This window comes from Neokomagataea tanensis (assembly GCF_006542335.1).
Lineage (GTDB): Bacteria > Pseudomonadota > Alphaproteobacteria > Acetobacterales > Acetobacteraceae > Gluconobacter > Gluconobacter tanensis.
Window position 1 is genome coordinate 307,597 of record NZ_CP032485.1, and the last position, 26,474, is coordinate 334,070.

A 26,474-nucleotide genomic window follows, 5' to 3' on the forward strand; every position below is an offset into this window, starting at 1 on the left:
TTTGTTACCTAAGATTAGGAAGCTGCCTTCGCAACATCGCGTGGGCGTTCTGCAATACGTGCAGACTTACCTGAGCGACCACGTAGGTAGTACAGCTTCGCACGACGGACCTTACCGCGACGAACAACGTCGATGCTCGCGATTGAAGGAGCGTAGAGAGGGAATACACGCTCAACGCCTTCACCGTTCGAAATCTTACGAACCGTGAAGTTGCTGTTCAGACCCTTGTTCGAACGCGCAATAACAACGCCTTCGAAGCTCTGTACACGCTCACGCGTACCTTCAACAACGCGGACGCCAACGCGAACCGTGTCACCGGCGATAAATTCTGGAACCGCACGAGCGCTGGAAAGACGCTCGATTTCGCGTGCCTCATACTGCTGGATAGTGTTCATGACCAAACTCCTGAAAACAAAAACTCAATGAACCGGCTGCCGTATCTGATACGCGTCCCAGAGGTCCGGTCTGCGCTCACGTGTGACGGCAAGAGATTGTTCATGCCGCCATTGAGCAATGGCAGCATGGTGGCCAGACAACAGAACCGGCGGAACATCCCGCCCGTCCCAATTCGCTGGCTTCGTATACTGAGGGTACTCCAGCAAACCATCGGCAAAACTCTCGTCCTGCCCGCTTGCCTCACACCCCATCACGCCCGGCAAAAGGCGCACACAGGCATCCAAAAGGGTCAGAGCTGGAATTTCACCGCCAGATAACACTACATCGCCCATACAAAATTGTTCGATGTTGTGCTTCTCCAGCACCCGTTCATCTATTCCCTCAAAGCGGCCACACAGAACGACCACACCCTTGCCTGAAGCAAAGCGTGTTACGTCCGCATGTGATAACCGCCGCCCCCGCGGGGTAGGGTAAATGATCGGACGACCTTCCCGCTCTGGCAGCGCTTCAAGCGCCGTGTCCAGAACATCAGGCCGCATGACCATACCAGCGCCACCGCCGAACGGGGTATCATCCACCGCTCGATGACGACCTCGTCCATGAACCCGAAGGTCGTGCGCCATGCATGACCACTGCCCGCGCTCTAAAGCTCGCCCCGCAAGGGAAAAGCCAAGCGGTCCCGGAAACATCTCCGGGAACAGGGTCAAGATGTCAGCACGCCATGTCATGAACGTACCTGAACCTCGCCATCAAGTGTGCCTTCCACTTCGATCTCATGCGGCGGCACAACAAGCAAACGCCGTGCAGCAAGATCGACTTCGGGCACACAAGCCCGCGTGAACGGTACAAGCAGGATTTTCCCGTCGCCTGAAGGCACGATTTCAAGGCTCACTCCGGCCCCGTAATCATGCACCACCGTCACCACACCGAATGACAAACCCTCGCTTGAGAATGCTTCCATACCAACCAAGTCGGTATGGTAAAACTCATCCTCATCAGCCTCGGGCAGATCTTCGCGGGCAACGTAAAGACGACGATTAACCAAGCGCTCCGCAGCAGTCCGATCGGCCAGAGCAACGCCCTGTTCGTCTTCTAATGCGGCAACGCCCAGAGAAACCCAGCGTACATTCCAGACCACCCCTTGCTCATCGTGCAAGGGATTCAAATCCTCAACAGACTCAGCATCATCTGTCGCGGCATGCAGACGCACCAGCCCCCGCACACCGTGCGGACGCCCAATGGTCGCTACCAAAACATCTGTCTCAGACTTGAAACGGGCCACGGATCAGCTCACCGGTTCGATAAATGCCAGATTAGGCAGCTGCTGCGGCTGCTGCAGCTGCTTCCTTAGCGCGCTCTTGAGCCTTAGCTTTTGGAGCGGACTTCTTAGGCTGGTCACGGAAAACTGGCTTAGGAGCCAGACCTGCATTGCCAAGGAAACGTGCAACACGGTCCGTAGCCTGTGCACCGTTGGACAGCCAGTGCTTGATGCGCTCATCGTTCAGCTTGATACGGTCAGCGTGATCGGAAGGCAGCATCGGGTTGTACGCGCCAACCTTCTCGATGAAACGACCGTCGCGTGGGCTGCGGCTGTCTGCAACAACGATGTGGTAGTAAGGACGCTTCTTAGCGCCAGCGCGCGAAAGGCGGATCTTGAGGCTCATGAATAACTCCTGAAAGAAAACTAAAAACTACTAAAACGGATCAACGGAAAGGCGGACGACCACCGGGGCCACCCGGCATACCCTTCATCATATCCGCAAGACCACCTGCGCCACCCATGCCGCGCATCAGGCCACCAAGGCCCATTTTGCTGATGCGCTTCATCATGGTGGACATGTCGTCAAACTGCTTGAGAAGGCGGTTAACCTCCTGCACGCTGGTACCGGAACCAGCCGCGATCCGCTTCTTGCGCGAAGCCTTGATGATCGCTGGCGTTTTACGCTCCTGTTTCGTCATGGACGAAATGATTGCTTTATGACGTTTGAAAATCGACGTGTCGATTTCCTTGTCACCCAGCATATCTTTGAGCTTGCCCATACCCGGCAACATGCCCAGAATACCCGAGATCGATCCCATACGGTTGATCTGGTTAATCTGTGAGACATAGTCGTCGAGGTCGAACTTACCCGCGAGCATCTTTTTAGCAACGCGCTCGCCTTCCTCATGATCAAGCGTCTCGGACGCTTTTTCAACAAGACCAGCGACGTCACCCAATCCCAAAATACGTCCTGCGACGCGTTCTGGGTGAAACTCATTCAGTGCTTCCAGCTTTTCGCCTGCGCCGGTAAACTTGATCGGAGCGCCCGTAATCGCTTTCATGGACAGGACAGCACCACCGCGTGCGTCACCGTCCATACGGCTCATTACAACACCCGTGATCCCGACAGCATCGTTGAAAGCCTGAGCGGTGTTAACGGCGTCCTGCCCTGTCATCGCGTCTGCAACCAGCAGCGTCTCAGCCGGGTTCGAAACAGCGCGGATCTGGCGAACCTCATCCATCAACGCTTCATCGATGGACAAACGACCAGCCGTATCAAGGATAACGATATCGTAGCCTTCGCGGCGTCCGACATCGAGCGCACGCTGCGCGATTTCAACTGGGCTTTGGCCAGCGACGATTGGCAGCGAAGTAACAAGCCCGGTGCTGGCATTCACACGCTCAGCCAATTGCTGCAACTGCAATTGAGCTGCTGGACGCTGCACATCCAAGCTTGCCAGCAGGACTTTCTTGCGCTCACGTGAAGAGAGGCGCAGCGCAATCTTACCCGATGTCGTCGTCTTACCAGAACCCTGCAAGCCGACCATCAAAATCGGAACCGGCGCAGAGGCCGAGAGGTTCAGTGGCGTTACACCCGCACCGCCAAGCGCATCAATCAATGCGTCATTGACGATCTTTGCAACAACCTGACCGGGGGAAACACTATCAAGCACTTCCTGCCCGACAGCCCGCTCACGCACGTTGTTGACGAATGTGCGCACCACTGGCAACGCAACGTCAGCCTCCAACATGGCGAGGCGAACCTCACGCATTGCTTCCGTAACATCGTCCTCGGAAAGCTTCCCATTGCGGGATAAACCTTCGAGAACACCGGACATCTTGCCTGAAAGACGATCGAACAACGTGACTACCTTACCGCAAACAAAAACGCGCCACTGCGCGAGCCTTCGCGATGTGGCGTGTCCGAAAACGATCCTCCCCTACCCCTTTAACCCGGACAGGTCAAGCAAATAGGGGATTCTCTATAAAGAATCGCTTATGGCAGGTCGCCTGGAGGTGGCTCCGGCGGATGCCCCATAAGCGCGTCTATCTGGCCATGCAGATCGTGCAGCTTGCGTGCCGTGGTAGCAGCTTGGCGCTGCTGTTCTGGCGTCAGGATATCATGAATTTTCTCTTGCACGGCCAGACGCCCTTGCGCTTCCTCAGCATGCAAAGCAGCCTCTTGCGCAGTCAGCTGCGCGAGATGATCTCGGTCGAGGGCACCCTCAACGGTCAGGCCGTCCATAATTTGTTGACGCAAAGCTTCCAGCTTCTGCCGACGCTCATGCTCCGCAGCATGATCACCATGGAACAATGCCTTCACTTGCGTTTTCTGAGCATCCGTCAGCACAACCCCGGGCGGAACCGGCATTGGAGGCATAATTCCACCCACATGCCCAGCAACAACAGGCTGCGCCAACATTACACCAGGCACTGCAATGGCGAACACTCCCACCACACGCGCAATCAATTGCATGGATGCCATAAGACTAGATTAACCCCGCTTCTTCAGAAGTTTTCTGTTGCTACCAGCCCTTTGAAGGCGTGGCCTCAGACACACCATGTCAAAAAGAATGTTACGGTGCTCCGGGGGCTGAGTATCAAAAGGTAATCCCTGATTTAAAAAAAACGCATAATGCCCCTTGACGGACACCATAGTTTTGCGCTTCAAGTCCCTCCAGACGTGATGTTCACTTGCTGGATGTCATGAGGAGAGGTGGCCGAGTGGTTTAAGGCAGCGGTCTTGAAAACCGCCGTACGTGAGAGCGTACCGTGGGTTCGAATCCCACCCTCTCCGCCATTCACCCTAAAAACATATCAAATCCAGAGCGCCTGAGCGTTTACGCGGCAAAAGCTGCGCGCTTCGCAATGCGCCTCCACAAGACATCCAGCCCATCTCCCGCTGGGGCCCTGATGCTTGCGCCTCTACTTTCAATGCCGTCTGCTATATTTTCTTTACCTGCTTAGCACGTTGCTAATACGCAGCAGTGCGAACTCAACAGATTTAGACGGTAAGATTCATGACGATACGTGTCACATCCGTGAGTACCGAATCGCTTCCTGCTATTCTCGGGCCACTCAGCCAGATTTTGGTCGATAGCGTTCATGATGGCGCATCCATTGGCTTTGTCGTACCCTTCAACACAGAGGATGCAAAAAACTTCTGGGATGGCTCCATCCTCCCCGAGGTAAAAGCCAATCGTCGCATCTTATTTGCTGCTTTTTATAATGAGCAGCTTGTTGGAACCGTCCAACTCGTCACGGGGATGCCACCCAATCAGCCTCATCGCTGTGAAATTGCCAAGCTAATGGTGTCGCCCCTAGCGCGGCGTAAAGGGGTTGGACGCCACCTCATGCAGCACGCATTGGAAGCCGCCCAAAATTTGGGAAAAACTCTAGTCACTTTGGATACGCGAACGGGTGATGCCGGAGAGCAGCTTTACACGTCTCTAGGCTTCCAATCTGCGGGAGTAATCCCGAATTTTGCACTCAACACACTCGGTGACGGCACACACTCAACAACGTATATGTTTCGGCACCTGTAACACCGACAATCTGCGCCAAGCAGTGAGCGAAACAAAAAAAGCCACCTAGCTTGCCGCTGGTGGCTTTTAAATCATCCAAAAGCTCACCCGACTATATAACGCCGGGTGAGCTTCCTTTTTCAGAACATCTGGATATGGGCTTTGAACCCTAACATAGCCGCATCGCGGAGGTTAGGCTGAAGTCCAGGGTTCCAGAAATACTGGAAGTCAGGAGCAAAAGTGATGCCGCGATAAACGTGGATTTGGTACATTGCTTCAAGCACCATACCAAAACGCTGTACACCATAAGCGCCGTTTTGCAGAGGTTCGCCGTATTGCAATTGCAGCGCTTGTGTTTTGCTCAGCCTTCCCGAAGCCCGGACATAAGCAAAGTTCACACCCATCGCATCCAGCGGGCGAGACTTCCAAAAACCACGATCCAGCACACCAATGCCGTACCATTGTGCACGGGTCTGGGTCTGCTCGTTGTTAAAATACGCACCACCCAAAACAGTTACGCCAGCATTCGGCGTGCCACCAGGATGATGATAAACCATTTGGTCAGCCAAGGCCCAAGCGGACCAAGAACCGTGGATTTTCCGAGGCGACAAACCACTAAGGACGAAAGAGTTTCCGTTCATGTCATAGTAGTTGTCGTTATGCTCGGCCGTATCCCAAACGTAACCCACCTTATAATGCCCGGGCAGTGTGCCGTGCTTGAAGCTGGGCTCCCAGCCTGCTTCAACGGGAATAGCTTCGCCGTTAATATCTGCACCGTTTAGCTTAAAGCCCGTACGATACTGCTGCACGCCGTAAATACCGGCCTGAGAAAAATAAACACCAGTTTGAATGTATGTTGCCTGTGTCGGTCTTACGCGCACACGCGCGCTCCAGACGGCATCAGGGTAGGATGAATGCGTTGTATTATCAGACGATGCTTTCGGGTTACCGCAGAAAGCGTTGTTCATGAAGTTACAGTAGAGCGGGTTGGCCGAGAAATCGCTCAATAAAGGCATACGACCAGCAGCGACATCCAAACGACCGTGCCACATTGTCTCTTCGCCGTAGAAATACACTAAGTGGACAACCACGTTGCCGCCACTTCCGTAAATTTCCGAGCTCGGATTCATGAGCAGATCACCGAACATACGGCTCGCAGGGATACCGTAACGGCCAACAGCAACAGCGTGCGTCGAGAAACCAGTAATACCGGCGAGACGTTCCCAATCAATATCTGTTTCTAATGAGTATTGACCTGCGTTCGAACTACCTTGACGCAAACCATAACCTGGCGTTGGTTTTGTCAGTGCACCACCAAATTCATTGGTGTTGTCCAACATGATCGCCACGCCGTGTGATCGCAGATATGTGTTCCAACCAAAGGGGTCGGGCAATAATGCCTCAGGTTGTGGCAGCGGAGGCACAGAGCCTTTTGAGAACGCAACCTGCCCGAGAGGAGCGTTCACGCGCTGTGCTGGGCCTTCACCGTTCTCACCTGCACCCTGCGGGTTCGTCGCATCTTGCGGGTTTGCTGTGCTTTGTCCCGTGGATTGCGCCAAAGCAGGCGCAGAGAAACTACCTAGGGCCGTACAGCACAAAATCGTACGCAGCCCCAGCGAATACCACAGAGAAGTCTTCATAATCTTGTCACCGACATGACCGCACGGCCACCGAGGCCAACGTGTCTAATTTTATCTAAGGGCAACCATCTGTGCCTCTTATTCAGCAATCATATATTATAATTTATCGTAGTCTGGATATGCACAAATATGAGAGGAAATTTAATTGTAACCAAAACGACACGTTTTATCCCCTCACCCCCACGATATTGAGGCGAGGAGCAGCCACGACTCCACTAATCAAGCCGCACAGAGGGACGGATACGCCCTTCTATCCATTCTGAGTAGAACGACATCATTCCACGGAAAAAACCATACAGCGCGACTTGATGCTGCCTATAGAGCAACAAATGCCCCAGACGGGCCGCTAAGCCGTGCGACACACCACCACCCCATACTGTCCCTCCGGGAAAAGCGGTCCAGCCATTATATTTCCCGAGAGCTACAATCGCTCCCTTATTCCGAAACACGCAGCTCGGAACAACGCGCCCATGCTCAACCCAAGCAGGCAAATAACGCGCAAGGTGGTTCGCCTGCTGCCGCGCTACCTGAGCGGTAGCCGGTAGCGGGTCCCCCTCAATGAAAGAGCAATCCCCTAAAGCAAAAATGTGCGGATCATCTTTCGCTGTCAGATTTGCATTAATTAAGACTTGCCCACTCTTATTGAGAGCCAGCCCACCGTAGGAATGTGTCACATCCGGTGCTTTGACCCCGGCGGCCCAAACCCTCAACGGCGCCTTAATATAAGTTCCGTCTTTTAAAGTTAGACCTGTAGCATCTGCCGCTGCCACCCGTGATGAGGTGCGGACCGTTACCCCCAGCCGCTCCAACTCACTTTGTGCTGCATGCGATACTTGCTCGGGGAATGCCGGCAGAATCCGATCACCGGACTGCAAAAGAGTAATATGAAGCTTTGGCGGTATCCGTCCAAAAGCATGCAAACTGTATGGATCAAATATATCGAGCGCTTTATGCAATTCCGCAGCGAGTTGTGTGCCAGTGGCTCCACCGCCCACAATGGCTATGTCAAGCTTCGTGCTATTGGCGAATGAACGTATCAATTCCATTCGGAACTTCTCGTTAAACGCGTTTGCTTCTACGAGATTATCAATACAGAGACAGTGCTCTTTGACGCCCGGCGTGCCGAAATCATTTGCACAGCTTCCCACTGCCAATACGAGCGCATCGTACTGCATCGTTCTGCTTTCCAGCACCAAGGACTGGTCAGGAGCATGGAAAGCCCCAAGCACAACTTTTCGCTTTGCTCGGTCGATTGAAACAACTTCGCCCGGCCAGAACTCAAAATTATGACCACTGGCATGCGTTATAAAACTAATGCGGTCGTTTTCACTCACCACGGTACCCGCTGCAAAACGATGCAACATAGGCTTCCAAACGTGGGAAAAACTTTTATCGATGAGTGTAATTCGCGCTTTACGCCGCTTGCCCAGACTTTTGCCTAATTGCGTCGCGAGAGAAAGACCAGCAACCCCGCCACCGACAATCAAAACCTCAAAGCGATCCGACATCTTCCTACAGCTTTCATCTCATGCGCTGAACAAGGCGGACACTACGCCCAGATGCACAAAAGACGAGATCAACAGATGATGATCGACTCGATGTCACGGTTTTGTGTTGAGTAAGACGGCGCTTCCCCTGCTCGAAGAAAAAAACCCTCCAACATTTGAGGAAAGTCGCCGCTTAATATTACTGAGAAGCCATACCGTAGTAAGAAATTAACGGTCCCGCGTTCCAAACAAGCGGTCACCCGCATCGCCTAGGCCCGGAACAATATAACCGTTTTCGTCCAGCTTTTTATCGAGCGAGCATGTAACAATCCGAACGTCTGGGTGCTTTTCCTGCATGTGCGCAACGCCCTCTGGGGCCGCCAATAAACATGCAAAAACAATATCCCTTGCGCCGGCTTCCTTCACGCGCGTGATTGCCGCAGCGGCAGAATGCCCTGTTGCCAACATGGGGTCTAAAACAATGCAAGTACGACCCGGCACGTCACCGGGCATGTTGAAATAATACTCACTGACTTCCAGCGTATCGTGGTCGCGCTTTAAACCGATGTGACCAACGCGCGCAGATGGAACCAAATCAAGCATACCATCCAACAGACCATTCCCCGCACGAAGAATGGATACAAAGCACAGCTTTTTACCGTCCAGTTCCTCACCAACCATTGGGCCGCTCGGCGCGCAAATATCCCGTGGAACCAAGGCGAGGTCCCGCGTTGCCTCATACGCCAGAAGCAAGCTCAACTCACGTGTTAGACGGCGAAACCCCGCTGTAGATGTCGTCTTGTCGCGTAGACGCGTGAGCTTATGGCGGACTAACGGGTGCGTCAGGACGATAGGGGATGCACTCATATTTACTCTCCAAAACGGCTGCACACCGTCACAATGCGCAACCCGGCCTCTCTGCAGCGTGAAAGGCGAAATATACTACGAATGAGGCACAGATACCGCCCTTCCCCCTTACACACAACGACTCGCTACATTTTGCTAGCGTTCCGTTGCATCAGGGCGGAAATCAAGCGCTAGACCGTTGATGCAGTAACGAAGCCCCGTCGGCTGAGGTCCGTCTGGAAACACATGCCCCAAATGCCCTTGGCATTCATCGCAATGCACCTCCGTCCGCACCATGCCAAAGCGCGTATCCTGCGTAAGGCCCAGCGCTCCTTCTTTGCCCGTAAAAAATGATGGCCAGCCACTGCCGCTATCATATTTCGTTTCAGAATCGAACAACTCCTGACCACAGCCTGCGCAGGCATAAATCCCTGAGCGCTTTTCATCGTTCAATGGGCTGGAACCTGGCCGCTCCGTTCCGTGTTCTCTCAAAATACGCCTTTGTTCGGGCGTTAAACCAACCCCACAACCTGTCGGGCCACAGCTATCGAGATTTTTCTCTTGGGTCATGCCGCTATCCTTCTGAACACACGTAATTGACTGACATTATATAGGGTTTCCCCCCCATAAGATGTCAGGGGTCCACATTCCCCCGTTCGCATTTCCACAAAAAAGTGGCATGATGCGGCCGAAACAGAAAAGTCACGGTGCCTTATCCAGACGCCGCGCAAATCGGAGATTTGCCATGTCCGCATCACCATCCCGTCGTCCAGCTATGCTCGTCATCCTTGACGGTTTCGGCTGGCGTGAAGATAACGCCGACAATGCCGTCCGTCTGGCTAAAACGCCGACTTTCGACCGCCTATGGTCCGAAAATCCGCACGCTTTCTTAAAAGCCTGCGGTGAAGATGTCGGCCTGCCCGACGGCCAAATGGGCAATTCCGAAGTAGGCCACCTGAACATCGGCGCGGGCCGTGTGGTGATGCAAGATTTGCCACGTATTAGCCGCTCAGTACGCGATGGCTCCTTAGCTAAAAACGAAACGTTATTAGCGTTTATCGATGCGCTTAAAGCCTCTAAAGGCACATGCCATCTGATGGGTCTTGCCTCTCCCGGCGGCGTCCACGCCCATCAAACACATCTTATTGCCCTCGCCAAAATCGTGACTGATGCTGGTGTGCCTGTAGCGATCCATCTTTTCAGTGACGGCCGCGATACCGCCCCTCAATCTGGAAAAGAGTTCATTACCGAAATCCTTGAAGCTCTGCCCAAAAATGCCACGGTGGCAACATTGAGCGGCCGCTATTACGCTATGGACCGTGACAACCGATGGGAGCGGGTTGGCCTCGCTGTCAGCGCCATGCGGGACGCAAAAGGCCCTAAAGGCGAAGACGCGCTCTCTGTGCTTGAGGGCAGCTACGCCGATAACAAGACAGATGAGTTTGTCGTCCCTCACGTCTTGGGCGACTACCAAGGCATGAAAGACGGCGACGGCATCCTATCCTGCAACTACCGCGCAGACCGCATCCGTCAGTTGCTGGACGTCCTGTTGCAGCCTGAATTTGACGGCTATGATCGCGGCAGACTTGTCAAATTTGCATCTGTCGCCACCATGTCGCGCTACTCAGACGCTCTGGCACCTTACACTCAAGTCCTATTCCCCAAAATTCCTCTGCATGACCTACTCGGGGAAGTCGTTTCAAAAGCAGGAAAAACCCAACTTCGCGCTGCTGAAACTGAAAAATTTCCCCATGTCACCTACTTCCTGAACGGTGGTCGCGAAGTACAGTTTGAGGGCGAAGAACGGATCTTGGTGCCATCCCCCAAAGTCGCGACTTACGATCTACAGCCCGAAATGTCTGCACCGGAACTGACAGAAAAAGTCGTTGCAGCCATTGATTCCGGCAAATTCGACCTGATCGTCCTGAACTTCGCAAATCCCGACATGGTTGGCCACACTGGCTCCCTCCCCGCCGCCATTAAAGCCTGTGAAACCGTCGATACAGGTCTGGGCAAAATTGATGCCGCCATCCAGCGCGCAGGGGGAAGTTTGCTCGTCACAGCCGATCATGGGAACTGTGAAACCATGCGCGACCCGGAGACAGGCGGCCCACATACTGCCCATACGCTTAACATCGTGCCTGTTATTCTGGCCCATGCGGAAGGCCGCAAAATCCACGACGGCCGCCTTGCAGACCTCGCCCCTACCCTGCTGGCACTACTGGACATCGCCCAGCCAGAGGCTATGACCGGCGAATCCCTGATCACGACTGATCACCTTGAAACAGTCTAAAAACACCGTTCTTCGCGCTGTGCCCAGTTTTCGGTACCGCGTGAAGAAAAGCCTCATCTTGGGCTCACTCTTGTTAGGAGAAAGCGCTGCTTTCTCCTGCAGAGCACAGCCGCAGACGCACCACCATAAAACACAACACCAAGCAAAACACGCGGCCCAAGCAGCACCTTCACCCTCGGCTGGTCAAATTGCACTCAACCGCGCCATCGCCGCGCGCAAAGCTCTGGAAGAGAAAGAAAAGGCTGCCGCAGCCTCGATCGTGGCTCAGCAAACCGCAGCGCAAAACGCCCAAAGTACCGCTGAACGTGACAAAGCTAAAGCCAAAACCTACGCACAGCAAAGCCGCACCAAGCAAGCAGCCCTCAATACCACTCAGCGTCGCATCCAGGGACTAGAAGACAACATAAGCGCCCTGCAAATTCAGCAGACACACCTTCGCAGTTCCATTTCTTCGCAAAACCGTGCCTTGGCAACGTTCTTGCCTGTTTTGCTCCACGTTTCCCAAAGCCCTAATGCTGCGCTTTTTACTGCACCGCAATCAGCCCCTCATGCTGCCACAACCTTGGCTATCCTAGACGGCATGACACGCCTGACGCATAATCGCGCCAAAGCATTGCGCGACCAGCAAGCTCAGCTCAACACCCTGAACACATCCCTCACAGACAAAGAGAGCGAACTCAACACACTCCGTCGCTCACAATCAGAGCAAGCCCGCATTGCCGCAACGCACTCGCGCCATGCCGCCCTCGAATCTGCTCACTCCATGCAATCAGCGGCAGACGCACAAAAAAGCCTCCGCGAAGCAAAACAGGAAGCTGCGGCATTAAGCGATGCTGTCGCCGCCCTTGCCGTGCAGGAATCCCGCGCCCGTGCTGCCCTTGAAGAGGAAGCCCGCCGCCTAGCCCGCGCCCACAAGCTGGCGCTTGCAAAAGCGGCACAAGACCGGGCCAAAACGCTTTCCCCCGGTGAAGCGCCTCACGCCGGCAGCGGTCACGCTCCTGTCTCCGGCCCCATCGTCACGTCTTGGGGACAAGAAACCGAATCTGGCCCCGCCACCGGCGTGACCTATGCCCCCGCACCTCTTTCTGCGGTACATGCCCCCTGCTCAGGGCGGGTAGAGTTTGCTGGTCCCTTTCGTTCGTTTGGGAACATGCTGATTCTGCATTGTGGCAGCGACTACCGCTTCGTACTCGCTGGATTGGGTTCTCTCTCCGTCGGTACAGGAAGCACAGTCAAACAAGCTGCAACTTTAGGCCAGATGCCTTCAGAGAGCCCACGCCTCTTTGTACAATTGCACAAAGAGACCCACACGATCAGTCCCGTTCCGTTCTTATAACAACTGCCCGGTTTGCGGATTGCGTGAGACGCGATACAGTCCTTTAACACTTCAACAAGTTTTCCCGGGTTATACGTCCGCACGATGCGCGCGGAAACGACGCAAGGCCCAAGACTGGAGATTACATGACGTTCCGAAAAGGCATGCTGTTAGGCACCGCATTCTTCGCCGGTGCTGTTCTTGGCCCAAGCGCATTACACACCTTCAGCCACATCACCAGCCTTCCTTCTGCTTTCGCACGCGACACATCATCGCATGACAACAGCGCCGAGACTGTGCGTCTACTCACACTCTTCGGGACAGTCATGGATGTCGTGAAGTCCGAGTATGTGCACCCCGTGTCGGACAAAGACCTCATCAATAACGCACTCGACGGCATGGTCGGAAATCTGGACCCGCATTCGTCTTTCATGACGGCGAGCCAGTTTAAAGACATGCAAACAGAAATTTCGGGCAAATTCGGCGGCCTGGGCCTTCAAGTCCAAGACGAGTCAGGACACGTGCGCGTTGTCTCCCCCATTGACGATACACCCGCCGCCAAAGCCGGTATCCAACCCGGCGATTTTATTACGATGGTGGATCATAAAAGTATTGATGGCCTGACATTGGACCAAGCCGTACGCAAAATGCGCGGCGATCCGGGCACAAGCATCAACCTAACCATCGTGCGCCCCAAGACCGGCAAAACTCTTAACTTTGACTTGAAGCGGGAAATCATCCACGTACAGATCGTACGCTCCGCACTATACGGCAACACGGCATATCTTCGCCTTACCGAGTTCGATGATGACCTCGAAACGGCAATGCATGCCGCATACCGCAAGCTGGAAGCCGACGCCAAAGCACATGCACCGGGCGGAAAAATTACCGGCGTCATCTTGGATCTTCGCTCTAACCCTGGCGGGAAGTTGGACCAAGCCATCGCGGTCTCAGACGACTTTATAAAAGATGGTGAAATTGTCTCCATCCGCGGCCGTCACCCCGAGAACAACCAACGTTGGGATGCACGCGGAACAGATATTACCGGTGGCCTGCCAATTATTGTTCTTACCAATGGTGGCTCGGCCTCAGCCAGTGAAATTGTGTCTGGCGCGCTGAAAGATCACCGCCGCGCCATCATCCTTGGTGAGAAAACCTTCGGTAAAGGGTCAGTCCAAACTCTCATCCCAGTAGGGGATCAAGGGGCGATACGCCTCACCACGGCACGCTACTACACACCATCAGGTCGCTCCATTCAGGGCCTTGGCATCACACCTGATATCCCCGTGGCAGAAACCCACGAGGACGATAACTTTGAGTACCGTGAAGCCGATCTCTCACATATCCTCACCAATATTGGCGGCAACCGAACCACAGCACAGCCGCGGACAGATCTCCCGCCAATTGCAAAATCCATCCCAAAAGCACCGCCCGCTAATTGGCCCAACTTTGACCCCGCTAAACCCGCAACGGACTTCCAGTTACAGCAAGCTTTGAAAGTTCTGAGTGCAATGACGGGTTCGGCGGTCCCAACCCAACTCAACGTCGCGACAGCACCTGAAAAACATGAGGACACACCTCATAAAAGCGCCGCTCATTAAACCCTGATATGCCAGAGCAGACCGGCCCCCACTCTCCACGGAAGACATCCCTTTGGGGACGTCTTCCTTTTATGGGGCGGTTGCTCGTGTTTTTTTGGGCCGTCATACTACTTGGCTCCGCAGCAATTGCATTCGCGTTAAGCCACACAGCACCAACACCAGCTGCGCCTAAGTCCCTTGCAAAATTGCCTTTGAACCGTTCAACCCAACCACCACTCCCCCCGCCATCAGTCCCCTCTGAGCGCCACAGCCCGCAAATATCTCCGCTGGAAACCGCCCGACAAGAAAGGCGCATTCCGCTTTCTATTCTACTCGGCGGTTACGGTTACAGCTTGGAGCTTAGCCAAAAAACGCGGGAGCGCCTGCCTTCAGCCATTGCGTTTGGTGTATCTCCCTATCTCAACACATTGGCCAACATCACCACTGAAGCGCACACCGCACAGCACGAACTTTACATGACCCTGCCCATGCGCAGCCTAGATGCTGAACATACGGACACAGGCGCACAAACTCTGGGAACGGGAGAAAGCCCAGCCCATGAAGAGCAAAAGCTGACATGGTGGTTAAACCGTACACACAACATCGCAGGTATGACCGATGTAACAAGTTACGGCTGCTCACAGACGGATAGCGCGTATCTACAATCTCAAGAATTTCATGACATTGCACAAACCATAGCCCGCCACGGTCTGCTTTACCTGAGCGGACAAAAATTCCCCGCCCGGCCCATTAATGGAATGACCGCAACGCTGTGCTTAAATGGTGACGCCAGTCCTGAAACACTTGCACAAAGTTACGCGGCTTTAGAGCAGACACTCTACCCCAGCGGGGCTATTCTGCTTGTCGTAACGCCATTAACACCTGCAGTTTTAGAAAGTCTGTCCCTATGGCTACAAAGCCCGGCGGCCTCTCACTTTCTTCTTATGCCCCCCTCCGCACTGGCAGACACGCCACCGCAATAAGCTTTCCTCATGAGGGACATCATGACTAATCACTCAGACCTTCCATATCGCCGCAATGTTGGCATCGCTCTTTTCAATGCAAAAGGCGAACTTTTCGTTGCGCAGCGCAGTGATTTACCCGGCGCTGTATGGCAATGCCCTCAAGGCGGGATCGACGATCAAGAAGACCCCGAGACTGCCGCCCTGCGTGAATTATGGGAAGAAACCGGCTGCAACAAGGCAACGCTGCTTGGTGCAAAAGAAGAATGGATCAGCTACGATTTACCCGCCGAGTTGATTGGTAAGGCCTTCAAAGGCCGGTATCGCGGCCAAACACAAAAATGGTTCGTATTTGGCTTTGACGGCACAGATGCGGACATCAAACTAGACCTCCACGACCCTGCTGAATTCAACGACTGGGCGTGGCTGCCCCCGCTCGAACTATTGGAGCGCAATCTGGGTTTTAAGGCAGAGCTTTATGAAAAACTGCTGCCAGAATTAGCCCGTATATTTCAGGACGCTTCAAGCAACTGGCTGCGTACCAAACGCGCGTAAAGGCCATCACGCCGGATGAGTTCGGCATGCTTACCCGTTTCCACAACCTGCCCCTTTTCTAAAACGACAATCTTGTCGGCCGCTTGCACCGTCGAAAGACGGTGCGCAACGATCAGCGTCGTCCGGCCTGAACGCAGGGTGGCGAGCGCTTGCTGCACGCGGGCCTCACTGTCAGAATCGAGAGCACTTGTCGCTTCATCCAGCAACAAAACCCTCGGGTCCCGCAGCAAAGCCCGGGCAAGCGCAACACGCTGACGCTGCCCACCCGAGAGACGCTGCCCACCGGGGCCAACCCTTGTTTCTAATCCTTCGGGCAAATTATCAACGAAATCAATCGCCGCCATGCTGCATGCCCGTTCAACGTCTTCACGGGTTGCCGATGGACGTCCGACCCAAATATTCTCCAGCAAGGAGACGTCGAACAACGTTGTATCCTGACTGACGAAAGCAATTGAATCGCGCAGCGAAGCCAACGTCACATCCCGCAAATCTTCACCTTCAAGTGTGATTTTACCTGCGCTGACATCGTGCAAGCGCGGAATGAGAGACAGAGCCGTTGATTTACCGGCACCGCTCGGCCCAACCAAAGCAACGGTTTCCCCCGGCTCGACAGTAAAGGAAACACCGCGCAAGCCTTCACGCCCGTCCTCGTAACGATACGCCACGTCCGAGAAAGTCAGTCGCCCCCGCCCGGCAGGCACGACACCTGCGCCACTACGCTCCGCGACAGCTGGTGGTTCATCAATGACGGCAAAACTACGCGCGAGCCCTGCAAGCCCCTCCTGCAAAGCCGTGTTTAAGGAGCCTAAAGCACGAATAGGCCGAGCGGCTGTGAGCAACGCTGTAATAAAGGCCGTGAAGTCCCCCAAGGTAGCGCCACCCATTGCCGCACGCCACCCTGCAAAACCCAGCACAACCGCCACTGCGGAACCCCCAAGCACTTCCAGCACTGGGTCTACTCGCGCGCGGCCCTTCGCTATGCGCAAAAATGCTAAATGCAGCAGCGATAAGGAATGATCAACGCGCTCCTGCTCGCGCTCCTCCATACGATAAATACGCACTTGGCGCGCCAGAGCAAAACTCTCGTTTAACAGAGCGGACGTCGCACCGATCTGCTCCTGCATACCCCCGGAAGCACGGCGAATACGCTTACCTAATTTTTGGATAGGCACCACAGCGATAGGATACAAAACCAGCGCAATCAGGCTGAGCTCCCAATCAGCCCAAATCATGGCCGCAACCAAGCCAAAGACCGTAACGCCATCACCGAGTGCATTCACCGCGCGGACCATTGCCTCGCGAATAGAAATTGCATCGGTAGTAAAACGCGTAGCCCACTGCGCAGGCGCATCGCGCTCAATACGGGCGATGTCAGTGCGCAACGTATGCGCAAACATACGCGCTTGAAGCCCGCGAATAACCGTCAGAATCAGGCTTTGAACTGCTACCGTCTGGCCGTATTGGGAGGCTGCTTTCAGCCCTGTCACCAAAACCACAAGGGCTGGAACCTGATACAAAATTCTCGGATCGTGCGCCGCAAACATATCCACGGCACGCTTAATGACCACCGGGTACAAAGCCGTAAGCCCCGCCATGAGAACCGTCAGCACAAGCACAGAGGCAATCTGCCGACCGTGGTGGCGCATTTCATCGTACCAGATACGGCGAATAAGATGCTTGCTGTTTGTATCGAGAGCTGATTTTGCGTTCATGGCCACCGCTTTAGCAGGCATTACTCAAAGCACGAAATTCCGCGTTGCTTCTGATTGTAAATAAGACAGACATTCTGCGCTGTCGGGTCTGCACCCTTGGGACAGCCACCAAACTTGCCCGGCCCTCAGCCATGCCCCCATCGCAGGGCCCGGTTCAATTCCCGCCTGCCGCGCATCTTGGCCTGAAAGAGGGAAAACAGGTTGCGGCAATGCCGCCAAACGCTCCCTTAAATTGTCCCAACTCTCTATTTTACCAACATTCTGCGCGGCCTGAATCAACCACGCCCGCCCTTGCAAAATGGCGCTATCCTGCAAAAAACGCGCCCGGCGCAACGCATCGTCATCCATCTCCGGGCTAAGCTCGGGCTGCGATTCGTCCATACGCTTCAGGTACAATTTATCTGCGTTGGAAAACTTTAAGTTTTGGGCTAACCCCTCTGCCTGTGCAGCAAAAAATGCCTTTAAGCGTAATAGGCCATTTGCTGGCGCACCCGTCCTCAACAATGCCTCCAAACGGGCAAGCCCCGACTGCACATCAAAGGACGAAACATCAGGAATTCCGCATTCTGCCAGCACCCCCGCCTGAGCCATGATCTTCACAATGCGTAAGACATCAGGCCCGGCTAGGATTTTCAGCAATTCGGAAGCAATACGCTCAACCGACAAATTACCGACAAGCTGTGCACGCGCTTTAATAGCAGAAAGTGCTTCGTCATCCGCGTCTCCCGCGCCATAGCGGGCCTCAAAGCGGAAAAACCGAAGAGAGCGCAACGCGTCTTCCTTGATCCTCTGGGCTGCATCCCCGACAAAACGCACGCGTTTCGCTATCAGGTCCTCTTGCCCGCCAAAATAATCATGCAGAATATCATGCTGATCGAGCGACATGGCGTTGATTGTAAAATCCCGCCGTGCAGCGTCTTCTGCCCAGTCAGACGTCCATTCTACTATTGCGTGCCGACCGTCTGTCTCCGCATCCCGCCTCAAGGTCGTAATTTCATAAGGCGTATGCTGAATAACCGCTGTAACTGTCCCGTGCTCAAGCCCGGTAGGCACAGCGCGAATATCCGCCGCTTTTAAAAGGCCTAAAACACGTTCGGGTGGCTCAGGTGTTGCAAGGTCAAAATCGTGCAATGTTCTCCCGCAGAGCAAGTCCCTGACGCACCCTCCAACAAGGCGCGCCTCAGGCAAAACAGCCCAGATTTGGGCCAATCCTGCACAGCCGCCTGTTTCTCGCGGGAGTTTCTCTAATAAACCTGACACGTGCTTCATGTCCTAGCCACTTACTCCAACCTTACAAAGCCGATTTGCTGACCGTTATACTGGGCGTGACAATGGGAAAAAGTGGTCCCGGCTCCAAACCCCAAGACAAGGTTGGCCGTTAACGTGCCCCGGCACGGCCAGTGCAGCCAGCTCAAAGTAAACCGAGCGGCTTATGCGCGCACGAATGGGGTGTTTGCCCTCCCCGTCCCGAACATGCAGATAAGGTACAGCCGCGCACTCGCTGTCCGGACGGTCCCAATCGCACATGATCGGGTGGTCTGCCCCAATGCAAATCAGTTCGTCCATATTCGTACGCATGCACAGTGTTTGCTGCCGCCCACAGCAGCCCTTGAAGTCCAGCTGCGTGACAATGAAGGGCGCGTCTTCGACTTCAATCAACCCCTCTTCCATAGGGTTGCGCAGCCAATAACGCCCCTCAGCATCGCGTACGAGCATGGACGAGAAAAGACACAACATTGCCTTACGCTTCACTGGCGAGCCACGATAAACCCACGTGCCATCCCTGCGAATAACAAAAGGCAAACGCCTTGCCGTACAGGCCTGTGAATCAGCTGATGCTGTCTTGGACGCATGTTCCAACGTCATATGCTCTAACCCTGCGGCAACCGGACGCTCAAAACTGTCGTTACCAACCAATTTTTCCTCCGATCATCCCTAAAAAATTCCTTCTAATCCCAACTTGGGTGCAATCGAGCCTTGATGAAACCCCCACACCTGTCACACTAGCGGGATGAGCGAACAAAACGATGCCACTTCTGCGATGCACCCTGCCATGAATGCTTCCTCTCATACGCCCCCTACTGCGTCCTCCAGCGACATCACCCAACATGTCGAAACACTGGCGCCGCGCATTGCGGCAGCGCAATCCGCAATCAGCGACATTGTTTTGGGCCAAGAAAAGGTCATTGAGCAGGTCCTGATCACAATCCTCTCTGGAGGTCACGCCCTTTTGATGGGTGCCCCAGGCCTCGGCAAAACGCTTCTGGTCAACACCGCCTCTACAGTCCTAGGCCTGAATGCCAGCCGTATTCAGTTTACGCCAGACCTTATGCCGTCTGATATTACAGGCGCAGAAATTTTGGAGCAGGACGCAGAAGGGCGGCGTAGCTTTCGCTTTCTACCCGGTCCAATCTTTGGACAACTCGTTCTCGCTGACGAAATAAACCGCGCCAGTCCCCGCACTCAATCAGCCCTGCTACAAGCAATGGCCGAGCACTACATCACACAAGCTGGCAAAAATTACCCTTTACCCAAGCCTTTCCACGTTCTCGCCACCCAAAACCCGGTCGAACAAGAAGGCACTTACCCTTTGCCCGAAGCACAGCTAGACCGCTTCATGCTTCGTATTACGCTGGACTACCCACCACGCGACGCAGAACGCTTAATGCTCCTGCAAACAACTGGGGCCGTCCAAAAGCAGGCTGAACAGATTTTCACAATGAACGACCTCATTTCCGCGCAGCAACTGGTACGCCAGTTACCCGTCGGGGACCGGATTGTGGACGCAATTCTTGCACTGATACGCAGCCTGCGGCCTGAAGACGCATCATCCTCACAAGCAACCCGTGACGCTATCACCTACGGCCCCGGCCCCCGCGCCGCACAAGCGCTTATGATTGCCACGCGCGCCCGCGCGCTACTGACTGGCCGCCTTTCCCCCAGCCTAGAAGACGTAGCAGCTTTAGCTGAACCGGTCTTGGCCCACCGTATCGGTCTTGATTTTAGCGCCAGAGCCCGTGGAGCGGATATCTCAGCACTGGTCCGCCAACAAATCGAAGCGGTCCTTTAACTGTAAAGCCAGAAATTGAGCTATTGTGACGCCTCCAGCATTCTCCCGCTCGCATCGCGCATCTTTGCAGCAGCGCATCCGCCAATTACTGGGGATGCCTGCGCCGCAGAACGCAGAACAAAACGCTCCGCCAAGCACAGGCGCACATACGGCATATTCCAGCCCAAACACTAGCTTGGAGCCTCTCATCCTCGAGGCTTTAAGCTACGCAAACTCTCTGGATAATGGCGCTCATGGGCGTAGGCGGAGCGGAGCGGGAGATAATTTCTGGCAATTTCGTCCTTACCACCCGGGCGAACCTGCTTTTGCTATCGATTGGCGTCAATCCGCTCGTAGCCCAGTAGAAAATACTTTCTGGGTCCGTGAGCGGGAACACGACACCCCCCATAGTCTTGCTGTCTGGTGTGACGGCTCCCCCTCTATGCAATGGGCATCACTCAACACACTTTCTACCAAAAATCGTCGTGCCCAGCTTTGCGCACTTACACTCGCGGCCGCTGCCCTGAAAGCGGGAGAGCGGATAATCCCGCTTGCCAGCGGTCATAGCAACCGCAGCTTAGCTGGCCACACCGCGCTACCACAGCTTGCCGCTGCTTTAAACGACACAACAGCTAACGCCTCACCACCCGATCTGAGCGGGCTGCCTCGCGGCGCATCTGCCCTCATCATCAGTGACTTTCTGTGGGAACAACAAGACTTCAAGCAATGGTGCAAAGAAAACGCCCATTTTGCAGGACGGCTGACTTTACTCTGTGTCCTTGATCCCGCTGAACGCAACCTGCACGAGCGTGGACGGGTCCGCTTTGAAGGCTTGGAAGGCGGAACCCTTACTCTGCCCGCTCTAGAAAGTCTTGCCGCGTCCTACGGCGATGCCATGAAGGCCCACCTTGCTGCACTGCACGAAGCCGCTACAGCTATTAACGCGCAGCTCATACATCATAGCACTGACCAAGATCCCCTCCCGACCCTTCTTGACCTGCATACCGCTCTCGGAGGCGCACGATGATCCTTCTTGCCCCCCTCCTGCTGCTCGGCCTGCTCACCCTTCCCGCGCTTTGGTGGTTTATTCGCGCAACCCCACCTGCACCGCGTACGCAACGCTTTCCATCCTTGCTCATTTTGCAGCGCCTGAGGCCTGAACGACAAGACGCTGCACGCTCCCCGTTATGGCTTCTTGTTTTGCGTGTCTGCGCCGCAGCTTGCATCATTTTAGGCCTCGCACGCCCGGTTTTACCCGGCCACCCCCTGCCCAACACGATACCGACCTCGTCATAGTCCTCGACGATGGTTGGGCTGCCATCCCACACTGGGCCGCCCGCATCAACGCGGCAGAAGCTGCGGGCAATGCAGCTTTGCTCCACCACCACCGTGTCACTTTACTAAGATCTGCCCCTAATAATGATGGTTTTTTACCTCAACCCGCACACCCCCAAACGGCGCAGGAACTTAGCGATATTTTGCATCATATCCAGCCACGCCCTTGGTCGGTAGATCGCGTAGCCTTGAGCGAACGCCTGCATAACCTTGCCCCAAGCCCACATAATGTTTTGTTGATCTCAGACGGCATCGCCACCCTGCACGATGATACGCTGCGAAATGCGCTCTCTACCATCGCAACCCGGTCTGATCTGCGTTGGTCCGCATGTGATGTGGCGCGCCTCAGCATCCACAGCACGACCGATCATACGCAGCACGCCATTGCAGAAGTACCCGCCTCCTGCCCGCATGACCGCGTAACCCTCCGCGCGTTTGACGCACAAGGAGGAACACTAGCACAATTTACCTTATCGACTGGGGCCGACACATCTCTGCCTCTGGCCCCTGCCCTTCGCCACCAGCTCGATCATTTTTCGCTGAGCGGTGAGCACGGCGTCGCAGGATATTATGCTTTGGGAGATGCAGGGCACCGACGCCCCGTGGGCGTTTTACCAACCCCCGGCAGCAACACCCCCCTAACAGGCTCTGATTTTTTCTTGAATCAGGCCCTCGATACAGTCTCTGAACACCATGACGTCCCCAGCACAGCTTTGGGCAGCACACAAATTTCCGTTCTTGTTGCGACGGACGGCGCCCTTAGCGGCGATACCACGCGCGAACATGTTCTGAATTGGGTAAAACAGGGTGGAATGCTTATCCGCTTCGCAGGGCCCGGCCTTGCCGCGCAATCTTCAACGCCCCTACAGCAGTAGACCCTCTGGTCCCAGTACCGCTCATGAATGGCTTGCGCCAACTCGGTGGCCCCATGTCATGGGGCAAACCGCAAGAATTGGCAGATTTCTCGGCAACATCCCCCTTTAATGGCCTAACCATCCCTTCGGACGTTACCATAACCCGGCAAGTACTCGCCCAACCGACACCTGACTTGAACACACATGTCTGGGCTGCCTTAAAAGATGGAACACCACTCGTAACAGCCAACGCCTATGGCAATGGCGAAATTGTTTTGTTTCATATTACCGCTTCACCGGATTGGTCCAACCTCCCGCTTTCCGGGCTTTTCCCATCAATGCTGGAGCGCCTTATCGCCCGCTCAGCAGGCATTTCAACAACGGAAAACGGTACACTACCCCTGTGGCGCGCCTTCGATGCTCAAGCCAATCTGGTGCCCGCGCCTGCTGCCGCGCAAAGCCTGACATCTGCTGAATTTACCACCACCGCAGTAAGCGTCCGCCACCCTGCAGGACTATACGGACCGCCACATGGGACACACGCCCTCAATGTCGGAGATCATGCTTCCGCCTTAACGTCGGCAGTCTTTTTTGGCACCCCCATCACACCTGATGGCTTACGCGGGCAAACCAGCTTCGCTCCCTTTCTGTTCATCCTCGGCTTCTTACTCTTATTCGCCGACATGCTACTTTCTTTGAAACGGCGCGGCCTGATGTCTTTAAAACGCGTTATTCCGTCACTTTTGTGTTTGGCTCTGGTCCAAGCTTTCTCCGGGCAAATTCACGCCGCAGATCCCTCAACCAACCAACCGCCTGAGGGTGCTCTGCAGACACATCTGGCTTACGTCGAAACCGGCAATCCTTCGATTGATGACGTCTCACGCCGGGGGCTTCAAGGCCTGTCAGATTACGCCAGTACCAGAAGTTCTGCATTATTCGGCAGCCCTATAGGCGTCCATCCCGGCCAGGACGATTTAGCTTTTTATCCTTTGCTTTACTGGCCAATAACAACTGATATCCAAGCCGATGCAGACCGCACCAAAGCCCTGAATAGCTTTATGGAACATGGCGGCATTTTACTCATTGATGAGCTCGGTGCTGGCACAGATATTGACCCCGGCCACAGCACTGCCATCCGGGAAGCTTTGAAACGCGCTACGGACGGCCTCATGGTCCCCCCACTCGCCAAGCTGACTGACCAGCACGTTCTGAGCCATACTTTTTACCTCATGCACGGAAATTACCCCGGCAGAATTGCAGGCCAACCTGTCTACGTTGCTCAGACGGGTGATGAGGCCAATGACGGTGTCTCGCCCGTTATCATTGGCAATGCAGGCTGGGCTTACGCTTGGGCAATCGATGATACAGGCGGCCACCCCTACGCCACTATTCCCGGCGGGGACGACCAACGCACAATCGCCTATCGCTTCGGTATGAATATGATCATCTACGCTCTTACAGGAAATTATAAGAGCGATCAGGCACACTACCCTGAAATGCTAAAGCGCCTGGGGAAAAGCGATGGATCCCCAGCCGCACAGGATGACACGTCTCAAGATACGGACGGAGATGACGCACCATGAGTTTCACCTTCGCGCCTCTCCTACCTTCCGCGCTTCTCATCGCCTTAGCGGCCATCACCGCCTGCCTCGTGCTTTGGGGCATTATTGGCAAATTGCCGGGCATGTTCTGGCGCGGATTAGCGCTGGCATTGCTCATACTCTGGATGGCTGGGCCGCAAACCCTGCATCTTACACCCAATCCGGTACAAGAAGACGCCCTGCTCATCGTTGATCACTCGCCTTCAATGCAGGTCAATCAACGTCAAAACCTTGCAGAGCAAGCCGCTCTCCACCTCCAAAGCGACGCTACAAAACTGCATAACCTCACCTTACACCGGATTGATGTCAGCAGTGACGGGCACCAGGGAACGCGCCTTTTTAATGCGCTCCAACAAGCGGATATTCCTAGCGGCCACTTCTCAGGCGCCATTTTCGTCACGGACGGTATGAACCATGACACACCCCCCACCCTTCCGGAGCGTTTTAAAGATGAGCACGGCAAGCCATTACCCCTTCATCTTTTGCTCACCGCGAAAAGGGAAGAAACAGACCGTCGCCTTCGTGTCTTAAGCGCACCTCCCTTTGCCATTATCGGGCAAAATGCAACAATCCGCGTACAAATTGATGACCTTGGAACCTCGTCCCACAACACGCCCACAACCCTGACCATCCGTACTGGTGACACTCCGCCAAGTACCCAAACCCTCCAGACCGGCACACCTCAAGAGATTACGCTTCCCATACAGCACGCGGGCGAAACCCTGATTTCGCTCTCAACCCCGTCACTGGCAGGTGAAGCATCAACACTCAACAACAGTGCCGTTATTCGCATCCGGGGGGTACGCGACCGTCTGCGTGTTCTCCTCGTGTCAGGTATCCCAAACCAGAGCGAACGCGTCTGGCGCAGATTACTCAAAGCGGATCCCTCGGTAGATCTCGTCCACTTCACAATTCTGCGTTCCCCCTCAAGCGACGACAACACGCCATTGTCAGACTTGGCCTTGATACCATTTCCTATCCGCGAGTTATTCCAGGATAAAATTAACAGCTTCGATTTGATTATTTTGGACAGTTTTTCCAACACGAATATTCTGCCCGAACGCTACCTGACCAACATCGCCAATTACGTAAGACACGGTGGAGGCCTTTTGGTCACAGCTGGCCCCGAATTTGTTCATACTGGAACGTTACAAGACTCCCCGCTGTCTCAAATATTGCCTGCCCACGTCCCTGATGACGCCGTTATAATCGGCTCGTTTAAGGCAACGCTCGCGCCCCTTGGGCATCTTCACCCCGTCACTGATGGCCTCAACCCTAACTGGGGCCCGTGGTACCGCGCCTTACGCGCAGATACGACGCACGGCGAAGACCTCATGAACGGCCCTGACGGAACCCCTCTCCTATTGCTCGACCATGTCGACCAAGGACGCGTGGCACTTCTTCTCTCCGATCAACTCTGGCTCTGGTCACGCAATGAAGGCGGCGGAGGCCCCCAAGCAGAATTACTGCGGCGCCTCGCGCACTGGCTGATGAAAGAGCCTGACCTCGAAGAAAACCGCCTCACAGCAGCCATTGATAACGGAACTCTCAATGTTGAAAGACACGCTGTAGGCACCACCAACATCGCACCCCAAGCCTTGGTCACAGCTCCAGATGGCCAAATAACTCCCTTGCCCCTTACAGAAGAAAATCACGTATGGCGGGGTCATATGCCAGTATCGGGCAACGGCATCTGGACTATTCACCAAGACGGGTTAACAGCTTTCGCCAGCCCAACGCACGATGAAACACTCGAACTGCAAGACCTGCGCGCCACAGCCCAAATGATAGGGCCACTGGCACAGGCCAGCGGCGGCGCAATAGCGTGGCTCGCCCAAGACGGTACGCCTACTTTGAACATCACAACTGGCCAAGAATACGAATCGGGTTCGAAGATTATAAGCCTGCCTCAACGCACCGACACGAACATTGAGAGCGCAGAACATCGTTCCATTTTCCCCGGTTGGGCTGTTTTGCCGCTCTTCTTGCTCTGCTTGGCCCTCGGTTGGTGGCGAGAAGGACGTTAGAACGCATGAAAGACACTCTTTCATACACAGGAAGACT

25 protein-coding genes and 1 tRNA gene are annotated in these 26,474 nt (G+C 54.7%); 13 read left to right on the forward strand and 13 right to left on the reverse strand.

What is annotated here, in order from left to right:
• Positions 1-14 precede the first annotated feature (14 nt).
• The 6 genes from rplS to D5366_RS01500 all read right to left on the reverse strand — a co-directional run bounded on the left by rplS (position 15) and on the right by D5366_RS01500 (position 4,142).
• Positions 15-395 carry a 50S ribosomal protein L19 gene (gene rplS, locus D5366_RS01475; RefSeq protein ID WP_141491993.1) on the reverse strand — a complete coding sequence of 127 codons (381 nt, stop codon included), beginning with the start codon at positions 393-395 and terminating at the stop codon, positions 15-17.
• A 24-nt stretch (positions 396-419) separates the two neighbouring features.
• Positions 420-1,124, reverse strand: a complete 705-nt coding sequence (trmD, locus tag D5366_RS01480; RefSeq protein ID WP_141491994.1) for a tRNA (guanosine(37)-N1)-methyltransferase TrmD — start codon at positions 1,122-1,124, stop codon at positions 420-422.
• Positions 1,121-1,678, reverse strand: coding sequence for a ribosome maturation factor RimM (gene rimM / locus D5366_RS01485; RefSeq protein WP_141491995.1), 558 nt, complete (start codon positions 1,676-1,678; stop codon positions 1,121-1,123). Before rimM ends, trmD begins: the two co-directional genes overlap by 4 nt.
• 31 nt (positions 1,679-1,709) lie before the next feature.
• Positions 1,710-2,060, reverse strand: coding sequence for a 30S ribosomal protein S16 (rpsP, locus tag D5366_RS01490; RefSeq protein ID WP_141491996.1), 351 nt, complete (start codon positions 2,058-2,060; stop codon positions 1,710-1,712).
• A 40-nt stretch (positions 2,061-2,100) separates the two neighbouring features.
• Positions 2,101-3,519, reverse strand: a complete 1,419-nt coding sequence (ffh, locus tag D5366_RS01495; RefSeq protein WP_141491997.1) for a signal recognition particle protein — start codon at positions 3,517-3,519, stop codon at positions 2,101-2,103.
• Between the two features lie 134 nt (positions 3,520-3,653).
• Complete coding sequence (locus D5366_RS01500; protein WP_141491998.1) at positions 3,654-4,142, reverse strand: Spy/CpxP family protein refolding chaperone; 489 nt, start codon at positions 4,140-4,142, stop codon at positions 3,654-3,656.
• A gap of 225 nt (positions 4,143-4,367) precedes the next feature.
• Between D5366_RS01500 and D5366_RS01505 the strand changes: the two genes are divergently transcribed.
• A tRNA-Ser gene (locus D5366_RS01505) sits at positions 4,368-4,457 on the forward strand.
• 220 nt (positions 4,458-4,677) lie between these two features.
• Complete coding sequence (locus D5366_RS01510; RefSeq protein WP_141491999.1) at positions 4,678-5,202, forward strand: GNAT family N-acetyltransferase; 525 nt, start codon at positions 4,678-4,680, stop codon at positions 5,200-5,202.
• 119 nt (positions 5,203-5,321) lie between these two features.
• On the opposite strand, the gene D5366_RS01515 is transcribed toward D5366_RS01510, so the two are convergent.
• The 4 genes from D5366_RS01515 to msrB form a co-directional block, all read right to left on the reverse strand.
• The gene (locus D5366_RS01515; protein WP_141492000.1) at positions 5,322-6,821 is read right to left on the reverse strand and encodes a carbohydrate porin; all 1,500 of its coding nucleotides are present in this window, start codon (positions 6,819-6,821) and stop codon (positions 5,322-5,324) included.
• Between the two features lie 215 nt (positions 6,822-7,036).
• Entirely contained in the window at positions 7,037-8,329 is a 1,293-nt protein-coding gene (locus D5366_RS01520; RefSeq protein WP_141492001.1) for an NAD(P)/FAD-dependent oxidoreductase, read from the reverse strand.
• A 207-nt stretch (positions 8,330-8,536) separates the two neighbouring features.
• On the reverse strand, positions 8,537-9,175 hold the full coding sequence (upp, locus tag D5366_RS01525) for a uracil phosphoribosyltransferase (protein ID WP_141492002.1): 639 nt from the start codon (positions 9,173-9,175) through the stop codon (positions 8,537-8,539).
• 135 nt (positions 9,176-9,310) lie between these two features.
• Positions 9,311-9,724 carry a peptide-methionine (R)-S-oxide reductase MsrB gene (gene msrB / locus D5366_RS01530; protein ID WP_141492003.1) on the reverse strand — a complete coding sequence of 138 codons (414 nt, stop codon included), beginning with the start codon at positions 9,722-9,724 and terminating at the stop codon, positions 9,311-9,313.
• A 175-nt stretch (positions 9,725-9,899) separates the two neighbouring features.
• Between msrB and gpmI the strand changes: the two genes are divergently transcribed.
• The 5 genes from gpmI to D5366_RS01555 all read left to right on the forward strand — a co-directional run bounded on the left by gpmI (position 9,900) and on the right by D5366_RS01555 (position 15,859).
• Positions 9,900-11,447, forward strand: coding sequence for a 2,3-bisphosphoglycerate-independent phosphoglycerate mutase (gene gpmI, locus D5366_RS01535; RefSeq protein ID WP_141492004.1), 1,548 nt, complete (start codon positions 9,900-9,902; stop codon positions 11,445-11,447).
• The gene (locus D5366_RS01540) at positions 11,434-12,783 is read left to right on the forward strand and encodes a murein hydrolase activator EnvC family protein (protein WP_141492005.1); all 1,350 of its coding nucleotides are present in this window, start codon (positions 11,434-11,436) and stop codon (positions 12,781-12,783) included. Before gpmI ends, D5366_RS01540 begins: the two co-directional genes overlap by 14 nt.
• 125 nt (positions 12,784-12,908) lie before the next feature.
• Positions 12,909-14,363, forward strand: coding sequence for a S41 family peptidase (locus D5366_RS01545; RefSeq protein ID WP_141492006.1), 1,455 nt, complete (start codon positions 12,909-12,911; stop codon positions 14,361-14,363).
• An 86-nt stretch (positions 14,364-14,449) separates the two neighbouring features.
• Positions 14,450-15,325 carry a divergent polysaccharide deacetylase family protein gene (locus D5366_RS01550; RefSeq protein WP_170211025.1) on the forward strand — a complete coding sequence of 292 codons (876 nt, stop codon included), beginning with the start codon at positions 14,450-14,452 and terminating at the stop codon, positions 15,323-15,325.
• A 21-nt stretch (positions 15,326-15,346) separates the two neighbouring features.
• Entirely contained in the window at positions 15,347-15,859 is a 513-nt protein-coding gene (locus tag D5366_RS01555; protein ID WP_141492008.1) for an RNA pyrophosphohydrolase, read from the forward strand.
• On the opposite strand, the gene D5366_RS01560 is transcribed toward D5366_RS01555, so the two are convergent.
• The 3 genes from D5366_RS01560 to D5366_RS01570 are packed head-to-tail and all read right to left on the reverse strand — an operon-like array spanning position 15,817 to position 19,437.
• Entirely contained in the window at positions 15,817-17,571 is a 1,755-nt protein-coding gene (locus D5366_RS01560) for an ABC transporter ATP-binding protein (RefSeq protein WP_141492009.1), read from the reverse strand. The two genes, D5366_RS01555 and D5366_RS01560, sit on opposite strands and share 43 nt — an antisense overlap.
• 24 nt (positions 17,572-17,595) lie before the next feature.
• A complete protein-coding gene (locus tag D5366_RS01565; protein ID WP_141492010.1) occupies positions 17,596-18,840 on the reverse strand; it encodes a CCA tRNA nucleotidyltransferase in 1,245 nt (414 codons plus the stop codon).
• Positions 18,841-18,885: 45 nt separating this feature from the next.
• Positions 18,886-19,437: a DUF1285 domain-containing protein gene (locus D5366_RS01570; RefSeq protein ID WP_141493747.1), complete on the reverse strand. Its 552-nt coding sequence runs from the start codon at positions 19,435-19,437 to the stop codon at positions 18,886-18,888.
• A 145-nt stretch (positions 19,438-19,582) separates the two neighbouring features.
• Between D5366_RS01570 and D5366_RS01575 the strand changes: the two genes are divergently transcribed.
• From D5366_RS01575 to D5366_RS01590, 6 genes are read left to right on the forward strand one after another with little or no spacing between them, the layout of a single operon-like run.
• The gene (locus tag D5366_RS01575) at positions 19,583-20,641 is read left to right on the forward strand and encodes an AAA family ATPase (protein ID WP_373317483.1); all 1,059 of its coding nucleotides are present in this window, start codon (positions 19,583-19,585) and stop codon (positions 20,639-20,641) included.
• Positions 20,642-20,666: 25 nt separating this feature from the next.
• A complete protein-coding gene (locus tag D5366_RS01580; protein WP_240775285.1) occupies positions 20,667-21,647 on the forward strand; it encodes a DUF58 domain-containing protein in 981 nt (326 codons plus the stop codon).
• Entirely contained in the window at positions 21,644-21,916 is a 273-nt protein-coding gene (locus D5366_RS11910; protein ID WP_240775286.1) for a BatA domain-containing protein, read from the forward strand. The genes D5366_RS01580 and D5366_RS11910 overlap by 4 nt, the downstream gene beginning before the upstream one ends.
• Entirely contained in the window at positions 21,841-22,830 is a 990-nt protein-coding gene (locus D5366_RS11915; protein ID WP_240775287.1) for a hypothetical protein, read from the forward strand. Before D5366_RS11910 ends, D5366_RS11915 begins: the two co-directional genes overlap by 76 nt.
• A gap of 23 nt (positions 22,831-22,853) precedes the next feature.
• Positions 22,854-24,392, forward strand: a complete 1,539-nt coding sequence (locus D5366_RS11920) for a DUF4159 domain-containing protein (RefSeq protein WP_240775288.1) — start codon at positions 22,854-22,856, stop codon at positions 24,390-24,392.
• Positions 24,389-26,437 carry a VWA domain-containing protein gene (locus tag D5366_RS01590; RefSeq protein ID WP_141492011.1) on the forward strand — a complete coding sequence of 683 codons (2,049 nt, stop codon included), beginning with the start codon at positions 24,389-24,391 and terminating at the stop codon, positions 26,435-26,437. Before D5366_RS11920 ends, D5366_RS01590 begins: the two co-directional genes overlap by 4 nt.
• The last annotated feature ends 37 nt before the right edge of the window (positions 26,438-26,474 follow it).